Source organism: Guyparkeria sp. (assembly GCF_041687595.1).
Lineage (GTDB): Bacteria > Pseudomonadota > Gammaproteobacteria > Halothiobacillales > Halothiobacillaceae > Guyparkeria.
This window is the reverse complement of the sequence record NZ_JAWLBP010000009.1, coordinates 22,090-39,249: the sequence shown is the minus strand read 5'-3', so window position 1 is coordinate 39,249 and position 17,160 is coordinate 22,090. Positions and strand designations below refer to the sequence as shown.

The 17,160-nt window shown below is 67.9% G+C and carries 14 protein-coding genes; 8 read left to right on the top strand and 6 right to left on the bottom strand.

What is annotated here, in order from left to right; all coding sequences use genetic code 11:
• Positions 1–12: 12 nt before the first annotated feature.
• The 6 genes from hemF to ACESL5_RS02855 form a co-directional block, all read right to left on the bottom strand.
• The gene (gene hemF, locus ACESL5_RS02880; protein WP_372591277.1) at positions 13–942 is read right to left on the bottom strand and encodes an oxygen-dependent coproporphyrinogen oxidase; all 930 of its coding nucleotides are present in this window, start codon (positions 940–942) and stop codon (positions 13–15) included.
• Between the two features lie 4 nt (positions 943–946).
• Entirely contained in the window at positions 947–1,513 is a 567-nt protein-coding gene (locus ACESL5_RS02875; protein ID WP_372591276.1) for an L-threonylcarbamoyladenylate synthase, read from the bottom strand.
• Between the two features lie 4 nt (positions 1,514–1,517).
• Positions 1,518–3,971, bottom strand: a complete 2,454-nt coding sequence (locus tag ACESL5_RS02870; RefSeq protein ID WP_372591275.1) for a DNA topoisomerase I — start codon at positions 3,969–3,971, stop codon at positions 1,518–1,520.
• A gap of 21 nt (positions 3,972–3,992) precedes the next feature.
• The gene (locus ACESL5_RS02865; RefSeq protein ID WP_372591274.1) at positions 3,993–4,466 is read right to left on the bottom strand and encodes a DUF494 family protein; all 474 of its coding nucleotides are present in this window, start codon (positions 4,464–4,466) and stop codon (positions 3,993–3,995) included.
• A 101-nt stretch (positions 4,467–4,567) separates the two neighbouring features.
• Positions 4,568–5,731, bottom strand: coding sequence for a DNA-processing protein DprA (gene dprA, locus ACESL5_RS02860; protein WP_372591273.1), 1,164 nt, complete (start codon positions 5,729–5,731; stop codon positions 4,568–4,570).
• 6 nt (positions 5,732–5,737) lie between these two features.
• Positions 5,738–6,925: a LysM peptidoglycan-binding domain-containing protein gene (locus tag ACESL5_RS02855; RefSeq protein WP_372591272.1), complete on the bottom strand. Its 1,188-nt coding sequence runs from the start codon at positions 6,923–6,925 to the stop codon at positions 5,738–5,740.
• A 221-nt stretch (positions 6,926–7,146) separates the two neighbouring features.
• Between ACESL5_RS02855 and def the strand changes: the two genes are divergently transcribed.
• The 8 genes from def to ACESL5_RS02815 all read left to right on the top strand — a co-directional run.
• Complete coding sequence (def, locus tag ACESL5_RS02850; RefSeq protein WP_372591271.1) at positions 7,147–7,653, top strand: peptide deformylase; 507 nt, start codon at positions 7,147–7,149, stop codon at positions 7,651–7,653.
• A complete protein-coding gene (gene fmt, locus ACESL5_RS02845) occupies positions 7,650–8,600 on the top strand; it encodes a methionyl-tRNA formyltransferase (protein ID WP_372591270.1) in 951 nt (316 codons plus the stop codon). The genes def and fmt overlap by 4 nt, the downstream gene beginning before the upstream one ends.
• 88 nt (positions 8,601–8,688) lie before the next feature.
• Positions 8,689–9,978 carry a 16S rRNA (cytosine(967)-C(5))-methyltransferase RsmB gene (rsmB, locus tag ACESL5_RS02840; RefSeq protein ID WP_372591269.1) on the top strand — a complete coding sequence of 430 codons (1,290 nt, stop codon included), beginning with the start codon at positions 8,689–8,691 and terminating at the stop codon, positions 9,976–9,978.
• A complete protein-coding gene (locus tag ACESL5_RS02835) occupies positions 9,975–10,553 on the top strand; it encodes a DUF4390 domain-containing protein (RefSeq protein ID WP_372591268.1) in 579 nt (192 codons plus the stop codon). Before rsmB ends, ACESL5_RS02835 begins: the two co-directional genes overlap by 4 nt.
• Positions 10,554–10,576: 23 nt before the next feature.
• Positions 10,577–12,853 carry a sensor histidine kinase gene (locus ACESL5_RS02830; RefSeq protein ID WP_372591267.1) on the top strand — a complete coding sequence of 759 codons (2,277 nt, stop codon included), beginning with the start codon at positions 10,577–10,579 and terminating at the stop codon, positions 12,851–12,853.
• A 49-nt stretch (positions 12,854–12,902) separates the two neighbouring features.
• Positions 12,903–14,300, top strand: a complete 1,398-nt coding sequence (locus ACESL5_RS02825) for a sigma-54-dependent transcriptional regulator (protein ID WP_372591266.1) — start codon at positions 12,903–12,905, stop codon at positions 14,298–14,300.
• A gap of 34 nt (positions 14,301–14,334) precedes the next feature.
• Positions 14,335–15,711, top strand: a complete 1,377-nt coding sequence (trkA, locus tag ACESL5_RS02820; protein WP_372591265.1) for a Trk system potassium transporter TrkA — start codon at positions 14,335–14,337, stop codon at positions 15,709–15,711.
• Positions 15,712–15,729: 18 nt separating this feature from the next.
• The coding region (locus ACESL5_RS02815) for a TrkH family potassium uptake protein (RefSeq protein ID WP_372591264.1) at positions 15,730–17,160 on the top strand (1,431 nt) is incomplete at its 3' end.

Genomic DNA, 17,160 nt, shown 5'->3' with positions numbered 1-17,160 from the left:
AGGCGGTGACGGTTACCGCTCGGCCAGCCAGTCGCGCGGGCGCAGGAACTCGTCGTAGAGGCGTGCCTCCTCGCTGTCCGGCTCCGGGTGCCAGTCGTAGCGCCAGTCGGCCCGCGGCGGCATGGACATCAGGATCGACTCGGTACGTCCGCCGGACTGCAGGCCGAACAGCGTGCCGCGGTCGTAGACCAGGTTGAACTCCACGTAGCGCCCGCGCCGATAGGCCTGGAAGTCGCGCTCGCGCTCGCCGTACGGCGTGTCCTTGCGCTTTTCGACGATCGGGAGGTAGGCCGGCAGGTAATGGTCGCCCACCGAGCGCATGAAGCCGAAGGCCGTCTCGAAGTCCACGTCGCCGTCGGCGCCATAGTCGTCGAAGAACAGTCCGCCCACGCCGCGCGGCTCGTCGCGGTGCTTGAGCCAGAAGTACTCGTCGCACCACTGCTTGAAGCGCGGGTAGTGGTCCTCGCCGAAGGGACGACAGGCGGCCTCGGCCTGCTCGTGCCAGTGCACGGCATCCTCGGTGAAGCCGTAGTAGGGCGTCAGATCGAAGCCGCCGCCGAACCACCACACGGGTTCGACGCCTTCCTTGCTCGCCTGGAAGAAGCGCACGTTGGCGTGCGACGTGGGAACGTAGGGATTGCGCGGGTGGATGACCAGCGAAACGCCCATGGCCTCGAACGACCCGCCGGCGAGATCCGGCCGGTGGGCGGTGGCCGAGGGCGGCAGCTTGTTGCCGGTGACGTGCGAGAAGTTGATCCCGGCGCGCTCGAAGGTGCTGCCGCCCTCGAGGATCCGCCCGCGGCCCTCGCCGTTGAGATGGTCGCCCGGTGGGCGTTTCCAGTCGTCGTGGGCGAAGCGCGTGCCGTCTTCCTGACCCTCAAGGCCGGCGACGATGCGATCCTGCAGGTCGACCAGATAATCCCTAACGGCTTGAATCTCCACGGTATCAGCTCCTGATGACTCGCCCGGTGGGCCAGTGAATGATCTGCGAGGGGCGGGCGCGGCGGTCGACCGTGCCCGGGACGATGCGTACGCCATCGGCGGCGAAGGCGCGCCTGGCGAGCAGCGCGCTGCGGGCCGGCGGGTGATCGCTCACGTTGGCGCTGGTCGAGACGATCGGGCCGCCGAAGGCCGCGCAGATAGCGCGCGCGGTCGGGTGGGCGGGTATCCGCAGGGCGATCTCGTCCCGTCCTCCGGTCAGCCAGTCGGGTACGCCTGGCGCGGCCGGGACGATCACGGTGCGCGGAGCCGGCCAGTCGCGGCAGATGCGCTCCCAGTCGCCCGGGTCGAGCGAGGTATACGGTCGCAGGCTGTCCGGATCGTCGGCGATCAGGATCAGCCCCTTGGCGGGGTCGCGCCGCTTGAGCGCCAGCAGCTTCAGCACGGCCGCCCCGTCGAGCGGGTTGCAGCCCAGGCCGAACACCGCCTCGGTGGGATAGGCGATCAGCCCGCCCGCATCGAGGTGGCGGGCGATCTCGCGTAGCTGGAAGGCCGAAAGTCCGTCGTGTTCCATCGGGTCAGCTGTCGGACGAGCCGCTCTTCTTCGCCGTGCTCTTGCGGGCGGTGGTCTTCTTGGCCGTGGACTTCTTCGCGGTCGTCTTCTTTGCCGTCGATTTCGTGGCCGTGGCCTTCGCGCCCGTGGTCTTCGCCGAGGTGGTCTTCTTCGCGGCGGTCCGGCGGCCGCGGCCCTTGCGTTCCGGCGCCTGGGCGATCATCTCGAGGGCCTGCTCGTGGGTGATCGTCTTCGGGTCGGTGTCCTTGGGAATCTTGGCGTTCTTCTTGCCGTCGGTGACGTAGGGGCCGTAGCGGCCGTTGAGCACCTGGATGCCGTCGTCGAACTCGTTGATGATGCGGTTCTTCTCGGCGAGCTTCTTGGTCTCGATCACCTCCAGCGCCCGGGGCAGCTCGATGGTGTAGGGATCATCTTCCTTGCCGAGCGAGGCGAACTTGCTGCCGTACTTCACGTAGGGGCCGAAACGACCGATGTTGGCCTGCACCGGCTCGCCCTCGGGCGTCTCGCCCAGATCGCGCGGCAGCTTGAACAGCTCCATCGCCTCGTCGAGCGTGATGGTCGCGATGCTCTGGTGCGGGCGCAGCGAGGCGAACTTGGGCTTTTCCTCGTCGTCCTTGGTGCCGATCTGCACGAACGGCCCGAAACGACCCAGGCGGGCGACCACTGGCTTGCCGCTCTTAGGGTCGACGCCGAGCTCGCGGCCCTGGGCGGCCTCCTGGCGAGAGACGTTCTGCTGGGTGTGCTCGATGCGCTCGGAGAACGGTTCCCAGAACTCGCGCAGCAACGGCACCCAGTCGGTCTCGCCGCGCGAGACGGCATCGAGCTCGTCCTCGAGCTTGGCGGTGAACTCGTAGTCGACGATGTCGCGGAAATACTCGGTCAGAAAGCCGTTGACCACCCGGCCCATGTCGGTGGGGCGGAAGCGACGCTGTTCCAGCTCGACGTACTCGCGTGAGCGCAGCGTGGAGATGATGCTGGCGTAGGTCGACGGGCGGCCGATGCCGTACTGCTCGAGCGTCTTGACCAGGCTCGCTTCGGTGAAGCGCGGCGGCGGTTCGGTGAAGTGCTGGGTGGCGTTGATCGCGGCCAGCTCGATCTGCTGGCCTTCCTCCAGCGGCGGCAGGCGACGGTCGTCGTCCTTGTCGGAAGCCTGGTCGTCCTCGTCCTCGCGGTAGGCGGCGATGAAGCCCGGGAACTTCAGGGTCGAGCCGGTGGCGCGGAAGCTGTGCTCGTCGCCTGCGGCCAGGTCCACGGAGACCTGGTCGAAGACCGCCGGGGTCATCTGCGAGGCCAGCGTGCGCTTGAAGATCATCTCGTAGAGACGGAACTGGTCGCGGTTGAGGAACGCACGCACCTTCTCCGGCGTGTTGGCAACCGAGGTGGGGCGGATGGCCTCGTGGGCCTCCTGGGCGTTCTTCGACTTGGTGCGGTAGAAATTGGGGCTTTCCGGCACATAGTCCGCGCCGTAGCTTTCGCCGATGTGGGCGCGGAGCTCGCCGATCGCGTCATTGGACAGGTTGACCGAGTCGGTACGCATGTAGGTGATCAGGCCCACGGTGCCGGCGCCGATGTCCACGCCCTCGTAGAGTTCCTGGGCGACCCGCATGGCGCGGGATGCCGACAGACCCAGCTTGCGCACCGCCTCCTGCTGCATGGTGGAGGTGGTGAAGGGCGGGGCGGCGTTGCGCCGGCGCTCGCGCCGGTCGACCTTGGCGACGGTGAGCTTGCCCCCGGCGGCGGCCTCGAGGCGTTCGCGCGCGGCGGTGGCGGTCGCCTCCTCCTCGAGCGTGAACTGCGCGACCTTCTTGCCGTCGAGCTGGTAGAGGCGAGCCGAAAAGGGCTGATCATTGGTGCGGCAGTCGGCGGCGATCGACCAGTACTCGCGGGGGGTGAAGGCCTCGATCTCCTCCTCGCGCTCGACGATCATCCGCAGGGCCGGGCTCTGCACGCGACCGGCGGACAGGCCCGGATTAATCTTCTTCCACAGCAGCGGCGACAGGTTGAAGCCCACCAGGTAGTCCAGCGCACGACGGGCCTGCTGGGCGTCGATCAGGTCGTGGGACAGGCCACGCGGATGGGCGATGGCCTCCTGCACGGCCCGCTTGGTGATCTCGTAGAAGACCACGCGCTTGGCCTCGCGCGTGTCGAGCAGGCCGCTGTCCTTGAGGAGCTCGTAGAGGTGCCAGGAAATGGCCTCGCCCTCGCGGTCGGGGTCAGTCGCCAGCAGGAGAGTGTCGGCCTTCTTCAGGGCCTTCTTGATGGCGTCGACATGCTTCTTGTTCTTGTCGATCACCGTGTAGTTCATGGCGAAATCCTGCTCGGGATCCACCGCGCCGTTCTTGGGCACCAGGTCCCGCACGTGGCCGTAGGACGCCAGCACCTCGTAGCCTGGGCCGAGGTATTTCTTGATCGTCTTGGCCTTGGCGGGGGATTCGACGATGACCAGATTTTCGCTCATAGAATGTCTTTCGCTTATGACTCAGTGCAGTACGGCGGCGTCTTCGAACACCAGATCTTCCATCCAGGCGAAGGCCTGCTCCTCGCCCGGCTTGGCGAACAGGACCAGCAGCACGACCCACTTGAGCCGTTCGACGTCGATCTCGTCCTCGCCGAGGGCCAGCGCCCGCTCGATCACCGTCTCGCGGGCGGAGGGAGAGAGCACGCCGATCTGCTCGAGCTGCATCAAGAAGCCGCGGGCCTCGACGTCGAGTGCCGCCTGTTCCTCGTCACTGTAGACACGGAAGGCCTGTGCATGCTCGGCTCCGCCGACGCTTCCCTGCTGCAGCACGCCTTCCAGCCACTCGAAGGCGTGCTCGATCTCGTCGTGATCGAAGCCGGCCTCGAGCAGTTTCACCTGCAGGCCGGCGCGTTCGTTCTGCGGGGGGAAGCGGTCCTCGTCTTCCATGTAATTCTCGAAGAGGAACATCAACAGGTCGAGAACGGTCTCTTTCATTGACTCACCGAAGCATGATGGCTCGTGCCTGCGGCCGGCATGAGCCGGGCAGGTCGGGGCTGGCGGTGGGAAGGACGGTGGGTGGTGCCTTGCTGGGGTGTTCAGCTCGTGCGGGCATAGAGCCCGCCGGGCAGGGTGGCCACCTGTCCGGCCAGTTCAAGCATGAGCAGGATGGAGGAAACCTCCGCGGCGGTCAATCCGCTCGCCTCGATCAGCCGGTCGGCCGGCTGCGGGTCGTAGCCCAGCAGGTCGAGGATGTGCTGCTGGTCCGGGTCGAGGGGAAACTCCTCCGCGGACGGTGGCTCGGAAGCGTGCGCCCCGCTGTCGTCCTGCCCGGCTCGGGCGGCGGCCGGTGACAGGTAGGCGCCCAGTGCGGGGGCCAGTTCCTCGAGCACGTCCCGTCCGGTCTCGACCAGCTTGGCCCCCTCGCGGATCAACTGGTGACAGCCGCGTGCAAGAGGGTTGTGGATGGAGCCGGGGATGGCGAACACGTCCCGGGCCTGCTCGCCGGCCAGCCGGGCGGTGATCAGCGAGCCGCTCTTGAGCGAGGCCTCGACCACCAGTACGCCGTGCGACAGACCGCTGATCAGCCGGTTGCGGCGTGGGAAGTGACCCCGCTTCGGCCCGGTGCCGGGCAGCCATTCGGAGACCACCAGCCCGCCGCCGGCGACGATCTCGTCGGCCAGCGACTCGTTCTCGGGCGGGTAGATCCGATCGGGCCCGGAGCCGAGCACGGCCACGGTGATGCCCCCGGCGGCCAGGGCGCCGCGATGGGCCGCGCTGTCCACGCCCAGGGCCAGACCGGAGGTGATCGTGAGTCCCTGGGCGGCGAGATGCTCGGCGAAGGCGAAGGCGTTCTGCCGACCGCCGCTGGTCGGCGTGCGTGAACCGACGATGGCCAGCTGCGGATCGTGCAGTGACGCCACGCGCCCGCGACAGAACAGGGCCACCGGGGCGTCCGGCAGCTCGCGCAGCCGGTCGGGAAACCCGGGGTCGTGTCGTCCGATCAGGTGATGTGAGTCCGAGGCGGCCAGCCAGCCATGGATGGCATCGCATTTCTCGGCATCGGGGTTGGCGTGGCAGACGCCTTCGGGCAGGCCGAGCTCGCGCCATTGGTGGGCGGACGCATCGACGGCGGCCTCGGGCGTGCCGAAGCCGTCGAGCAGCAGGCCGAGACGTCGCGGCCCCATGCCGCGGATCGAGAGCAGTTGGATCAGGGCGTCCCGGGCACGGTTGGCCGCGGGCGGCCGCGGTGCCGACGACACTCCGGATCAGCGACCGCTGTCCTGCAGCGGGGTGCGAGCGAAGTCGCCCTCGTGGATCGGCTTGGTGGCCTTGGCGACCAGGGCATAGCTCACCCGGTCGTAGACGCGGAATACCATGGCGGTGCCGATCGGGTAGTCGGGCAGGGCCACGGCGGGGCCACGCAGGTCGCTCAGGCGTTCGACCTCGTCGCCAGTCTTGCGCGGGGCGAACTTGTCCTCGATCACGCGGCCGCGCTTGCTGATCTGCAGCAGGTCGCCGGGGCTGACGCCCGCTTCGGAACCGCGGTCGATCACGATCACCTGGTTGTCGCCCACCTGGGTGATCGCGTCAGGCAGGAGGATGATCGCCGCGTCGATCGGGAAGGCCGGGATCTGCGGCTGGACGTCCTGGGTGAACGCCTCTTCGGTCATCTCCACCAGGCGGTCGCCTTCCTGCACTTCACGGACCGTGTCCTTGAGCAGGAGCGTGCTGGGGTCACCGATTTCCTCGACGTGGGCCTCGCCCTTGTAGATCGCGCGGTAACCCAGCATCTCCCCGGTCCGGCTGTCGATCAGGGGCTTGCCCTTTTCGACCACGGCGTGGCGAGTGCGCTCGCCGTCGAGTGCGGGACGTGCGTAGGCGATGTCGCCGTCGCTGGCGTGGATGGACCCTTCGCGGTTGGCGAGGATGTAGGGAGCGGATTCGAGATCTTCCTCGCTCAGCACCTGGTCATGGCTGAGGAAGGGGCGCAGCTTGTCCAGCGGGATCGCGGAGACCTCCGGCGGCAGCGACTCGTAGCGGATGTGCGGCCGGAGACCGACCGTCAGTCGCGGGCGGTCGCCGACAAACACGATGCTGATGTGATCGCCGGGATAGATGCGGTGCGGGTTGTCGATGTCCGGGTTGATGTACCAGATCTCGGGCCAGTAGTAGGGGTCCTTGAGGAAGTGGTTGGCGATCGACCAGAGGGTGTCGCCCGGCTGGACCACGTAGTCTTTCTGCGAGAGGTCGCGGAACTGGTCCCGGGTTTCCTCGGCGTCCAGGCTGCGCTTGACCGGGCCGCGCTCGGCCCCGACGGGCAGGGCGTTGCTGTCGTAGGTCGAGCGTTCGTTGACGATTTCCCGGTCGTTGAAGGCGCAGCCCGAGAGGCCGGCGACCACGGGTGCCAGGCTCGCGACCACGAGTGCCAGGGGGAGTCCTTTTCTTGATCTCATCTCTTAACGTCCTTGGTTTCCGGCCATGTGTTGAGCAACCCGGGCATACCCTGGTCCGAAAAAGGCCCGGAGCCGGGGTTGTCGACAATAGATATTCTGGGTTCTGCCGAGCTCAGGCTCGCGTACAATGTAGCCCCAAATACGGCTTGTTGTAAAAGATTTCGCCCTCACAGTCCAGCGTGGCCGAGGCCAGAGGGCAAGTTCATTCCGGTGATTGACTTATGAGTCTGCGAGACATCCTGATCTACCCCGACGAGCGGCTGCGCGAGATCGCCCGCCCGGTCGATGCCTTCGAGCCCGAGCTCTCCGAGCTGGTGGGCGACATGTTCGAGACCATGTACCAGGAGCGGGGCATCGGGCTCGCGGCGACGCAGATCGACCAGCACCGTCGCCTGTTCGTCGCCGACGTGAGCGAGGACCGCAGCGGGGCGAGGGCCTTCGTCAACCCGGAGATCGTCGAACGCGCCGGGTCGGTGGAGTCCGAGGAGGGGTGCCTGTCGATCCCCGGAGTCAACGAGACCATCGTCCGGGCCGAGCGCATCCTGGTTCGGGCCCGGGACGAGAAGGGCAAGGCCTTCGAGCAGGAACTCGACGGGTTGCTGGCCATCTGCTTCCAGCACGAGCTCGACCACCTCGATGGGCGGCTGTTCATCGACTACCTCTCCCCGCTCAAGCAGCAGCGCATCCGCAAGAAGATGGAAAAGGCCCTGCGCCGGGAGCGTGTATGACCCTGCGCGTCGTCTACTGCGGGACGCCCGACTTCGCCGTGCCGGCCCTCGAGGCGCTGGCCCGGCTCGGCGAGATCTCCGGCGAGCGGCTCGAACTGGTCGCCGCCTACACCCAGCCCGACCGCCCTGCGGGACGCGGCAAGAAGCTCACGGCGTCGCCGGTCAAGCAGGCGGCACTCGAGCTGGGGCTGCCGGTGGAGCAGCCGGTCAGCCTGCGCGATGCCGCGGCGCAGGAACGACTCGCCAGCCATCGTCCCGACCTGCTGGTGGTAGCGGCCTATGGCCTGATACTGCCGCCGGCGGTGCTGGAGATGCCTCGCCTGGGGGCGGTGAACATCCATGCCTCGCTGCTGCCACGCTGGCGCGGGGCCGCGCCCATCAACCGTGCCATCGAAGCGGGCGACACCGCGACGGGCATCACCATCATGCAGATGGAGGCCGGGCTGGACACGGGACCGATGTGGCACAAGCTGGTCGAACCGATCCATGCCGATGACACCGCGGCCAGCCTGCACGATCGGCTGGCCCCGCTGGGCGCTACCGCTCTGATCGAGGCGTTGCCGTGGATCATCGAGGGCAGTGGGGCGCCCGAGCCACAGGACGACGCGCAGGCCTGTTACGCGGCCAAGCTCGCCAAACCCGAGGCCCGCATCGACTGGCGCGAGCCGGCCGATCTGCTCGAGCGCCGGGTGAGGGCCTTCAATCCCTGGCCGGTGGCGCAGACCGAGTTCGAGGGCAAGCCCCTGCGGGTATGGGGCGCAAGGGTGGCCCCGGCAGCCCGGCAGGGCGAGCCCGGCGAGGTGATGGAACTGACCGGTGACGGGTTCGCCGTCCAGGCCGGCGACGGCTGGCTGGTGCTGACCAGCGTCCAGCGTGCCGGCGGCCGCCCTGTCAGCGCGGCGGATTTCGCCCGGGGGCGGTCGCTCGAGGGGGTGAAGCTTGGCTGAAGCGGAGCAGAATCGGCCGGCCCGCGGTCGCGGCCGCCCGCGGCGGCGCGGGGGGCAGGATGCCGGGCCCCGTTCGCCCGAGGCCCTCGTGGCCGAAGGGCTCTTGCAGGTGGTCGAGCGGGGGCGCTCGCTCGACGGCGTGCTGCCCGATCTGACTGCCCGTGCACAGCCGGCGCACCGCAGTGTCATCCAGGCGATGAGCTACGAGGTTCTGCGCCACTACGAACGGCTGGTGTATTGGCGCGATGAGCTGCTCGACCGGCCTCTTTCCTCGAAGGGGGCGGAGGTCGGCATGCTGCTGCTGGTCGGCCTGGAGCGGCTGACCGGATCGCGTCGCGAGCCGTCCCGCGTGGTCAATGCCGCCGTGCATGCCGCGCGCGAGATCAACCAGAACTGGGCGACCGGACTGGTCAATGCCGTTCTGCGCCGCGCCGTCCGCCAGATCGAGGCCGACGAGATGCCGCTCGACCAGGCACCCGCCCACGTGCAGGCCCGCCTGCCGGAGTGGCTGTTCGGCATGCTGGCGGCCGACTGGGGAGAGGCATTCGCCATCGAGATCGGTCACCGGCTGGCGACTCATCCGCCCATGACGCTGCGTGTCAACGCCTCCGCGGAAAGCGTCGAGGGTTATCTCGAACGTCTCGCCGAGCAGTCGGTCGAGGCTCACCCGACCCGCCATGCCCGTTACGGCATCGCGCTGGCCAGCCCGCTGGACATCGAACGACTGCCGGGCTTCCACCAGGGGCTGGTTTCCGTGCAGGACGAGGCCGCGCAACTGGCGGCCGAGCTCATGGACTTGTCGCCGGGACAGCGTGTGCTCGACGCCTGCTGCGCCCCGGGCGGCAAGACGCTGGCGATGCTCGACACCGTCCCGACGCTGGAGATGATGGCCGTGGACGTGGACGTCACCCGGCTGGCGCGCGTCCAGGACAACCTCGAGCGTGCCGGACGCTTTGCCGAACTGGTGTGTGCCGACATCGCCACGCAGACGATCGACCATCCGGGCGCCTTCGACCGCATCCTCGCCGATGTGCCCTGTTCGGCCACCGGGGTCATCCGCCGTCACCCGGACATCAAGCGCCTGCGCCGTCCCGAGGATGTCAAGGCGCTGGTCGGGCGACAGCGCGAGATCCTCGAGCGGCTCTGGCCGCTGCTGCGGCCTGGCGGGCGCATGGTCTACGCGACCTGCTCGATCCTGCGTCGCGAGAACGCCGGCCAGATGGAGTCGTTCCTGCGCGACCACCCCGATGCGCTGGCTCCCGCCATGGACGTCGACTGGGGGGAGCCCCAGTCCGTCGGGCGACAGCTGTTTCCCGAGGTCGACGGTCACGACGGTTTCTACTACGCCGTGCTGGAAAAGCGGAAGGAGCCCGCATGAACGCCGGGACGGTGCGCAGCCGCTGGTGCCTGGGCCTGCTGCTGCCCGCGCTGCTGTTCGGGCAGGCGGCCTGGGGCGGTACCCGCGTGGTGGACGTCCATGCGGAGGTCCGTGACGGGGCCGTGTTCGTGGACGCGGATCTCGCCATCTCGCCGGGCGAGGAGGTCATCGAGGCGATGCGCAACTCGATCGCCCTGAATCTCGTGGTCGAGGCCGACATCGCCGAGCCGCGGGAGTGGCTGTGGGACCGGCGGCTGGCAAGCGGCAAGCGCCGCCTGAAGCTCGAATATCACGCCCTGTCACGCACCTGGATGGTGACCGACTTCACCGCCCGGGAGACCCATACCTTCACCGACCTGTCGGGGGCGGTCGACTCCATGTCCCGCATCCGCGCCTGGCGGCTGGCGCGCTGGGAACAGCTGGAGGGCAGGGAACGGCTGCTGGGCCGGATGCGCGTCCGCCTGCAGGTCAACAAGCTGCCACTGCCACTGAGAGTGCCGGCGCTGATCGACCCGGCCTGGGATCTGAGCAGTGACTGGTTCCTCTGGAGCCTGTCGGGAGAGCGCGCCGAATGAGACTGGGGCGAGGCATCAGGAAGATGATCCGACGCCTCATTCCCGTGGTGAGCGCCATGGTGGTGGTGCTCTTGTTGGTCCTCCTCTACCTGGTCTCGGACTCGCTGCGCGCCGTCGAGCAGCCCGAGGGGCTGTTCCTGACCCTGTTGGGGGTCAGCGCCGCGGGCCTGCTGTTCCTCGCGCTGGTGGTGCTGGCCCATATCCTCCGCCTGATCCGCGATTACCGCCGCGGCAAGCCCGGGGCTCGCCTCACGGCCCGACTGGTGCTGACCTTCGTGTCGCTGGCCGCGGTGCCGGTGGCCATCGTCTTCTACTTCTCGCTGACCTTCGTGCAGCGGGGGATCGACTCCTGGTTCGACGTGCAGGTCGAGCAGGCGATGACCGATGCCCTGTCGCTCTCGCAGATGTCGTTCGACGGCCGCATGCGCCAGGCGCTCGACGATACCCGCCGTGCGGCGAGGCAGCTGCGTGACGGTGGTTCGGAACTGATCGCGCTGGAGTTGTCGCAGATTCGCCGCGACACCGGGGCTCAAGAGATGACCATCCTCGGCCAGCGCAACCTGATCGTCGCCTCCTCGTCGGACGACCCCCAGGACATCGTGCCCGCCCGGGCCGACGAGACTGCGCTCGCTCATGCTCGCTCCGGTCGGGACTTCATCGGTCTCGATCCGGGCGGGGACGGCAACCTGCAGATCCGGGTGGTGGTACCGCTGGAGGCGGGGCTGACCAGCGACGGCGGCAAGCGCGTGTTGCAGGCGCTGTTCGACGTGCCCGGCGAGGCCAACGAGCTATCCAAGAGCGTGCAGGCGGCCTTCGACGACTATCGCGAGCTGGTCTTCCTGCACAAGTCGCTCAAGCAGACGTTCTCGCTGGCGCTGACCCTGGCCCTGCTGCTCTCGCTGCTGACCGCCGTGTGGCTGGCGTTCCTCGCTGCCCGTCGCCTGCTCAGCCCTATCCGCGAACTCGCGGCCGGCACCCGGGCGGTGGCCGAGGGCGACTACAGCCTGCGGCTGCCGGTCGACCGGCGCGACGATCTCGGCCAGCTGGTGCAGTCCTTCAACACCATGACCGCGCGGGTGCGCCGGGCGCATGACGTCATGCGGGAGCTGCAGGAGCTGGCGGACAAGGAGCGCGACTATCTGGACACCGTGATCCAGCACCTTTCCTCGGGCGTGCTGACGCTGTCCTACGACGGGCGCGTGATCAGCGGCAATTCGGTCAGTCAGCACATCCTGGGGATCTCCGGTGACGAGCTGTTCGAGCGGAACTTCGAGGAGATCTGCCAGGAGCATCCCAACCTGCGCCCGCTCTGCGAGGCCTTCGAGGGGGCGATGGAGGCCGGCGTGCCGCATCCGGGCGAGACGCTCGAGGCGCAGCTGCGCATCATGAACGGCTCCGGGCGAAAGGTCCTGCTCGCCCGGCTCGCCGCCCTGCCGCCGGGGGGCGATGCGGAGGTCGGCGGCTACGTGGTGGTGCTGGAGGACGTCACCGCCCTGATCCAGGCCCAGCGCGACGCGGCCTGGTCCGAGGTGGCGCGACGCCTGGCCCACGAGATCAAGAACCCGCTCACGCCGATCGGCCTGTCGGCCGAGCGGCTGCGGCGGCGCATCCTGCCGCAGCTCGACGAGACCCACGGGCCGATCCTCGACCGGGCCACGGCGACGATCATCGCCCAGGTCGATGCGATGAAGCAGATGGTCAACGAGTTCGCCGACTATGCCCGGCCACCGGAGGTGCGCCTGGAGTGGATCGATCTGGCCGCACTGGCCGCGCAGGTCGTCGAGCTCTACCGTGGCAACACCTCGGTGAAGGTGCGCCTGCTGGTCGAGGCGGAAGGGCCGGTGTGGGTCGAGGGTGATGCCAACCGCCTCCGTCAGCTGCTGCACAACCTGATACGCAATGCCAGCCAGGCGCTGGCCGAACACGGTGCAACCGTGGGAGATCCGCGGGTGATTGTGGGCCTGCGGGTGGTCGGCGAGGAAGGCGACCGCCTGGCCGAGCTGCTGGTGGCCGACAACGGGCCGGGCTTCCCACCGGACATGCTCGACCGCCTGTTCGAGCCCTATGCCACCACTCGTCCCAAGGGCTCGGGACTGGGCCTGGCCATCGTCAAGAAGATCGTCGAGGAACACGCCGGCGCCGTGCATGCCTGGAACGCGGTCGAGCAGCCACAGGCCGATGACTCCGAGGCCGGCGCGCAGCTTGCCAATCGCGGCGCACGCGTTACGATTCGACTACCGCTCGCCTCGGGGCGGGAACGTGCCGGCCGCGATCGGACGGCCGCGGGCGAATCGCGGTAGCATGGAAACGCGGGAGCCGGTTAATGGACAAGCGGGGATTTCCTGACGAATGAGTATCGGACACATCCTGGTCGTCGACGACGAGAACGAGATCCGCAACCTGCTGGTCGACGTGCTCGAGGACGAGGGCTTCACCGTCAGCAGCGCAGGTGACGCGGTGGAGGCACGCGGCTCGATCGCCGTGCGCCGGCCCGACCTGATCCTGCTGGACATCTGGATGCCGGGCACCGATGGCATCGCCCTTTTGCGCGAGTGGCACGAACGCGACCAGCTGGTCTGGCCGGTGATCATGATGTCCGGCCACGGCACCGTCGAGACCGCCGTCGAGGCCACTCGCCTCGGCGCCTTCGACTTCATCGAGAAGCCCATCTCGCTCGACAAGCTGCTGCTGCTGATCGAGCACGCCCTGGACAACCGCCGTCTGGCGCAGGAGAACGCCGCCCTCAAGCGCGGCGAGCTCGACCCGCTGGACCTCATCGGCGATTCCGAGTACATGCACGGGCTGCGTGAGCAGGCGCTCAAGGTGGCCTCCCATGATGCCTGGGTGCTGCTCTCCGGCGAGCCGGGTACCGGCAAGCAGGCGCTGGCACGCTTCATTCACCGGCACTCGGCCCGCCGGCACTTCCCCTTCGTCGACACCGGCGGTTCGGCCGTCTCCGGTCGGCAGAACGCCGCGGTGGAGCTGTTCGGCGCCGAGCAGGACGGTCGGGTCCGCTACGGGCTGCTCGAGCAGGCGAACGGCGGCACGCTGTTCATCGCCGAGGCGGCCGACATGGACGAGCAGACCCAGATGCAGCTGATCTCGGCGCTGGAAAGCCAGTCGTTCTTCCGCGTCGGTGGCAACGAGCCGGTGCGGGTGGACGTGCGCGTGATCGCCGCCACACGCAAGGATCTCGAGGCCGAGGTGCGTGCCGGCAACTTCCGCGAGGATCTCTACTACCACCTCTCGGTGGTGCCGATCCACATCGAGCCGTTGCGCCAGCACCCCGAGGACATCCCCGTCCTGCTGGCCCACTACCTGGAGTCGGCGCACAAGGTGGAGGGCCTGCCGCGCCGCGAGCTGACCATCGGTGCGCGAAACCTCCTTCGCTACCATCACTGGTCCGGGAACGTCCGTGAGCTGAAGAACCTCGTGCAGCGCCTGCTGATCCTCGGCAGCGGGGAGGTGATCGACGAGCAGGAAGTGCAGCGGGCACTGGGCCTGACACCAGTGGACGACGAGTCCGGCGAGACCGGCCCGCCACTGGTGTCACTCAACCTCGACCTGCCGCTGCGCGAGGCGCGCGACGAGTTCGAGCGGCGCTACCTGCTGGCGCAATTGAAGAACGCCGACGGTTCCATGACCGAGCTTTCGCGGCGTACCGGGATGGAACGCACCAATCTCTACCGGAAACTGAAGTCCCTCGGCATCCAGACCGGGGAGCGTTCTGCCGGCACTGGGGCATGACCCGGCGGCGACTGGCAACAGGGCGAGGGGCCACATGAAGATCATCGTACTCGGAGCAGGGCAGGTGGGCAGTTCGGTGGCCACGGCCCTGGCGAACGAGACCGACAACTCCGTGACCGTAGTGGATACCGATGCCGATGCGCTGAGCTGGCTCCAGGACCGGCTCGACCTTCGCACCGTCCACGGGCTCGGCTCGCGGCCCGACGTGCTCGAGGAGGCCGGGGCCGGAGACGCCGACGTGCTGATCGCCGTCACCAGTTCCGACGAGACCAACATGCTCGCCTGCCAGGTGGCCTGGACGCTCCACCACACGCCCACCAAGATCGCCCGGATCCGGGCGACCGATTACCAGGACCACCCCGCGCTGTTCGACAAGGCCGCGATTCCGGTCGATTTCATCATTAGCCCCGAGCGGCTGATCAAGGACTACATCGCCAGCCTGATCGAGTACCCCGACGCCCTGCAGGTGCGGGAGTTCGGCGACGGGCGGCTGCTCCTGATCGGCATGGAGGTCGACCGAGGCGGGCCGATGGTGGGCGAACCCATCCACCGGCTGCGCGATCTCCTGCCCGGCATCGAGGCGCGAGTCGCGGCCATCTACCGCCACAACACGTCGGTGCCGCCGGAGGGCGATACCCGCCTGTTGGCCGGGGACGAGGTGTTCTTCCTCGCCAGAAAGGGCGACATCCGCCGCGTTATGAGCGTGATGCGCCCGCTGGACAAGCCCTACAAGCGGATCATGATCGCCGGCGGCGGCAACGTGGGCGGGGCGCTGGCCGGCCGCCTGGAGTCGGACTACCAGGTCAAGCTGATCAGCCACAATCTGCGTCGGGCGCGCGAGCTGTCGGCCACTCTCGACCGGAGCATCGTGCTCTCGGGCAATGCCTCGGACACGGAGCTGCTCGAAGAGGAGAACATCGAGGACATGGACGTCTTCCTCGCCCTGACCAACGACGACGAGGACAACATCCTCGCCTCGATGCTGGCCAAGCGCCTCGGCGCGCGGCGGGCGATGTGCATCGTCAACCGCACCGAGTACGTCGACCTCATCGAGATGGGGGCGATCGACATCGCGCTCTCGCCGCACCAGATCACCATCGGCGAGGTGCTCACCCACCTGCGCCGCGGAGACGTGGTCAGTGTGCATTCCCTGCGCCGCGGCGCGGCCGAGGCAATCGAGATCATCGCCCGGGGCGACGAGAACACCTCGCGGGTGGTCGGCAGGCGCATCGACGAGCTGGACCTGCCGCGCGGGACGACCATCGGCGCGATCCTGCGCGAGGACGAGGTGATGATCGCTCACCACGACACGGTGATCGAGTCCGACGACCACGTGGTGCTGTTCCTGACCGACAAGGACCGCATCGACGGCATCGAGCAGCTGTTCTCGGTCGGTTTCGGTTTCTTCTAGGGCCGCTGGCGGGCATCGATGCAGCTACTGATCATCATCCGCATACTCGGCATCCTGCTGATGGTATTCGGCCTGACCTTCATTCCGCCGTGGTTCGTCGGCTGGGTGATGGGAGACGCCGACCTCAGTCCCTTCGTGCTCAGTTTCGCGCTGAGCGTCGGGCTGGGCGGGGTGCTCTGGGGCCTGACGCGGCATTATCGTCGCGAGCTCAAGCTCAGGGACGGCCTGCTGATCGTGGTGTCGTTCTGGGTCGTGCTGGGCCTGATTGGCGCTACGCCCATCTACCTGCAGCCCGAGCTCGGCCTGAGCTTTTCCCAGGCGGTGTTCGAGTCGGTCTCGGGGATAACCACGACCGGGGCGACGGTGATCACCGGGCTGGATGACCTGCCGCGCTCGCTGCTGTTCTATCGTCAGCAACTGCAGTGGCTGGGGGGGTTGGGGATCATCGTGCTGGTGGTCGCCTTCCTGCCGCTGCTGGGCGTGGGCGGCATGCAGCTCTACAAGGGCGAGATGACCGGGCCGATCAAGGACACGCGCCTGTCGGGGCGGATCTCGGAGACGGCCAAGGTGCTCTGGCTCGTCTACACCGGCATCACCGTTCTCTGCGCCCTGATCTACAAGATCCAGGGCATGACCTGGTTCGACGCGGTCGGCCACGCCTTCAGCACCGTGGCCACGGGCGGGTTCTCCACCCACGATGCGAGCTTCGGTCACTTCGAGAACGGCACCATGGAAGTGACTGCCATGGTGTTCATGATCCTCGGTGCCCTGCCGATGGCCCTGCATTTCGTCGCCCTCAGGCACGGCTCCCTGCGGGCCTACTGGGGCAGTGCGGAGGTGCGCTTCTTCCTCGGCTGGATGGCGGCCGTCGCGGCCATGGTGGTCGTCTTCTTCCTCGTCAACCTGCCCGAGGGCAGCTGGGTCGACATGGTTCGTCGGCACCTGTTCAACCTGGTCTCCTTCGCCACGACCACCGGGTATACCGCCACCGATCACACCGCCTTCGGACCGTTCCTGATGCTGCTGCTGGTGATGACGACGATCATCGGCGGTTGTGCCGGATCGACCACCGGCGGGATGAAGTCGGTGCGCGTGATGCTGCTGGCGCGTCAGGGAATCAACGAGGTCCGCCGCCTGGTCCACCCCCATGCCGTGTTCGTGGTGCGGCTGGGTGGCCGCCCGCTGGATCCGGGGGTGATCAGCGCGGTCTGGGCCTTCTTTGCGGCCTGGATGTTCACCTTCCTGGTCCTGTTCTTTGCCATGCTGATGACCGGCATGGACATCGAGTCGGCTCTGGGGGCCGTGATCGCCACGTTGGCGAACCTCGGACCGGGCGTGGGCTCGGTCGCCAGCAACTTCGCCTCCGAGTCCACCACGGTCCTGTGGCTGGGAATGATCGGCATGATCATGGGACGCTTGGAGATCTTCACGGTGCTGGCCGTCCTGTTG

Coding starts and splice junctions, on each gene's coding strand:
- ACESL5_RS02875 (WP_372591276.1), bottom strand. CDS start 1,513: ATGGAACACGACGGACTTTCGGCCTTCCAGCTACGCGAGATCGCCCGC.
- def (WP_372591271.1), top strand. CDS start 7,147: ATGAGTCTGCGAGACATCCTGATCTACCCCGACGAGCGGCTGCGCGAG.
- ACESL5_RS02825 (WP_372591266.1), top strand. CDS start 12,903: ATGAGTATCGGACACATCCTGGTCGTCGACGACGAGAACGAGATCCGC.
- ACESL5_RS02865 (WP_372591274.1), bottom strand. CDS start 4,466: ATGAAAGAGACCGTTCTCGACCTGTTGATGTTCCTCTTCGAGAATTAC.
- fmt (WP_372591270.1), top strand. CDS start 7,650: ATGACCCTGCGCGTCGTCTACTGCGGGACGCCCGACTTCGCCGTGCCG.
- trkA (WP_372591265.1), top strand. CDS start 14,335: ATGAAGATCATCGTACTCGGAGCAGGGCAGGTGGGCAGTTCGGTGGCC.
- ACESL5_RS02855 (WP_372591272.1), bottom strand. CDS start 6,925: ATGAGATCAAGAAAAGGACTCCCCCTGGCACTCGTGGTCGCGAGCCTG.
- ACESL5_RS02870 (WP_372591275.1), bottom strand. CDS start 3,971: ATGAGCGAAAATCTGGTCATCGTCGAATCCCCCGCCAAGGCCAAGACG.
- ACESL5_RS02830 (WP_372591267.1), top strand. CDS start 10,577: ATGATCCGACGCCTCATTCCCGTGGTGAGCGCCATGGTGGTGGTGCTC.
- ACESL5_RS02835 (WP_372591268.1), top strand. CDS start 9,975: ATGAACGCCGGGACGGTGCGCAGCCGCTGGTGCCTGGGCCTGCTGCTG.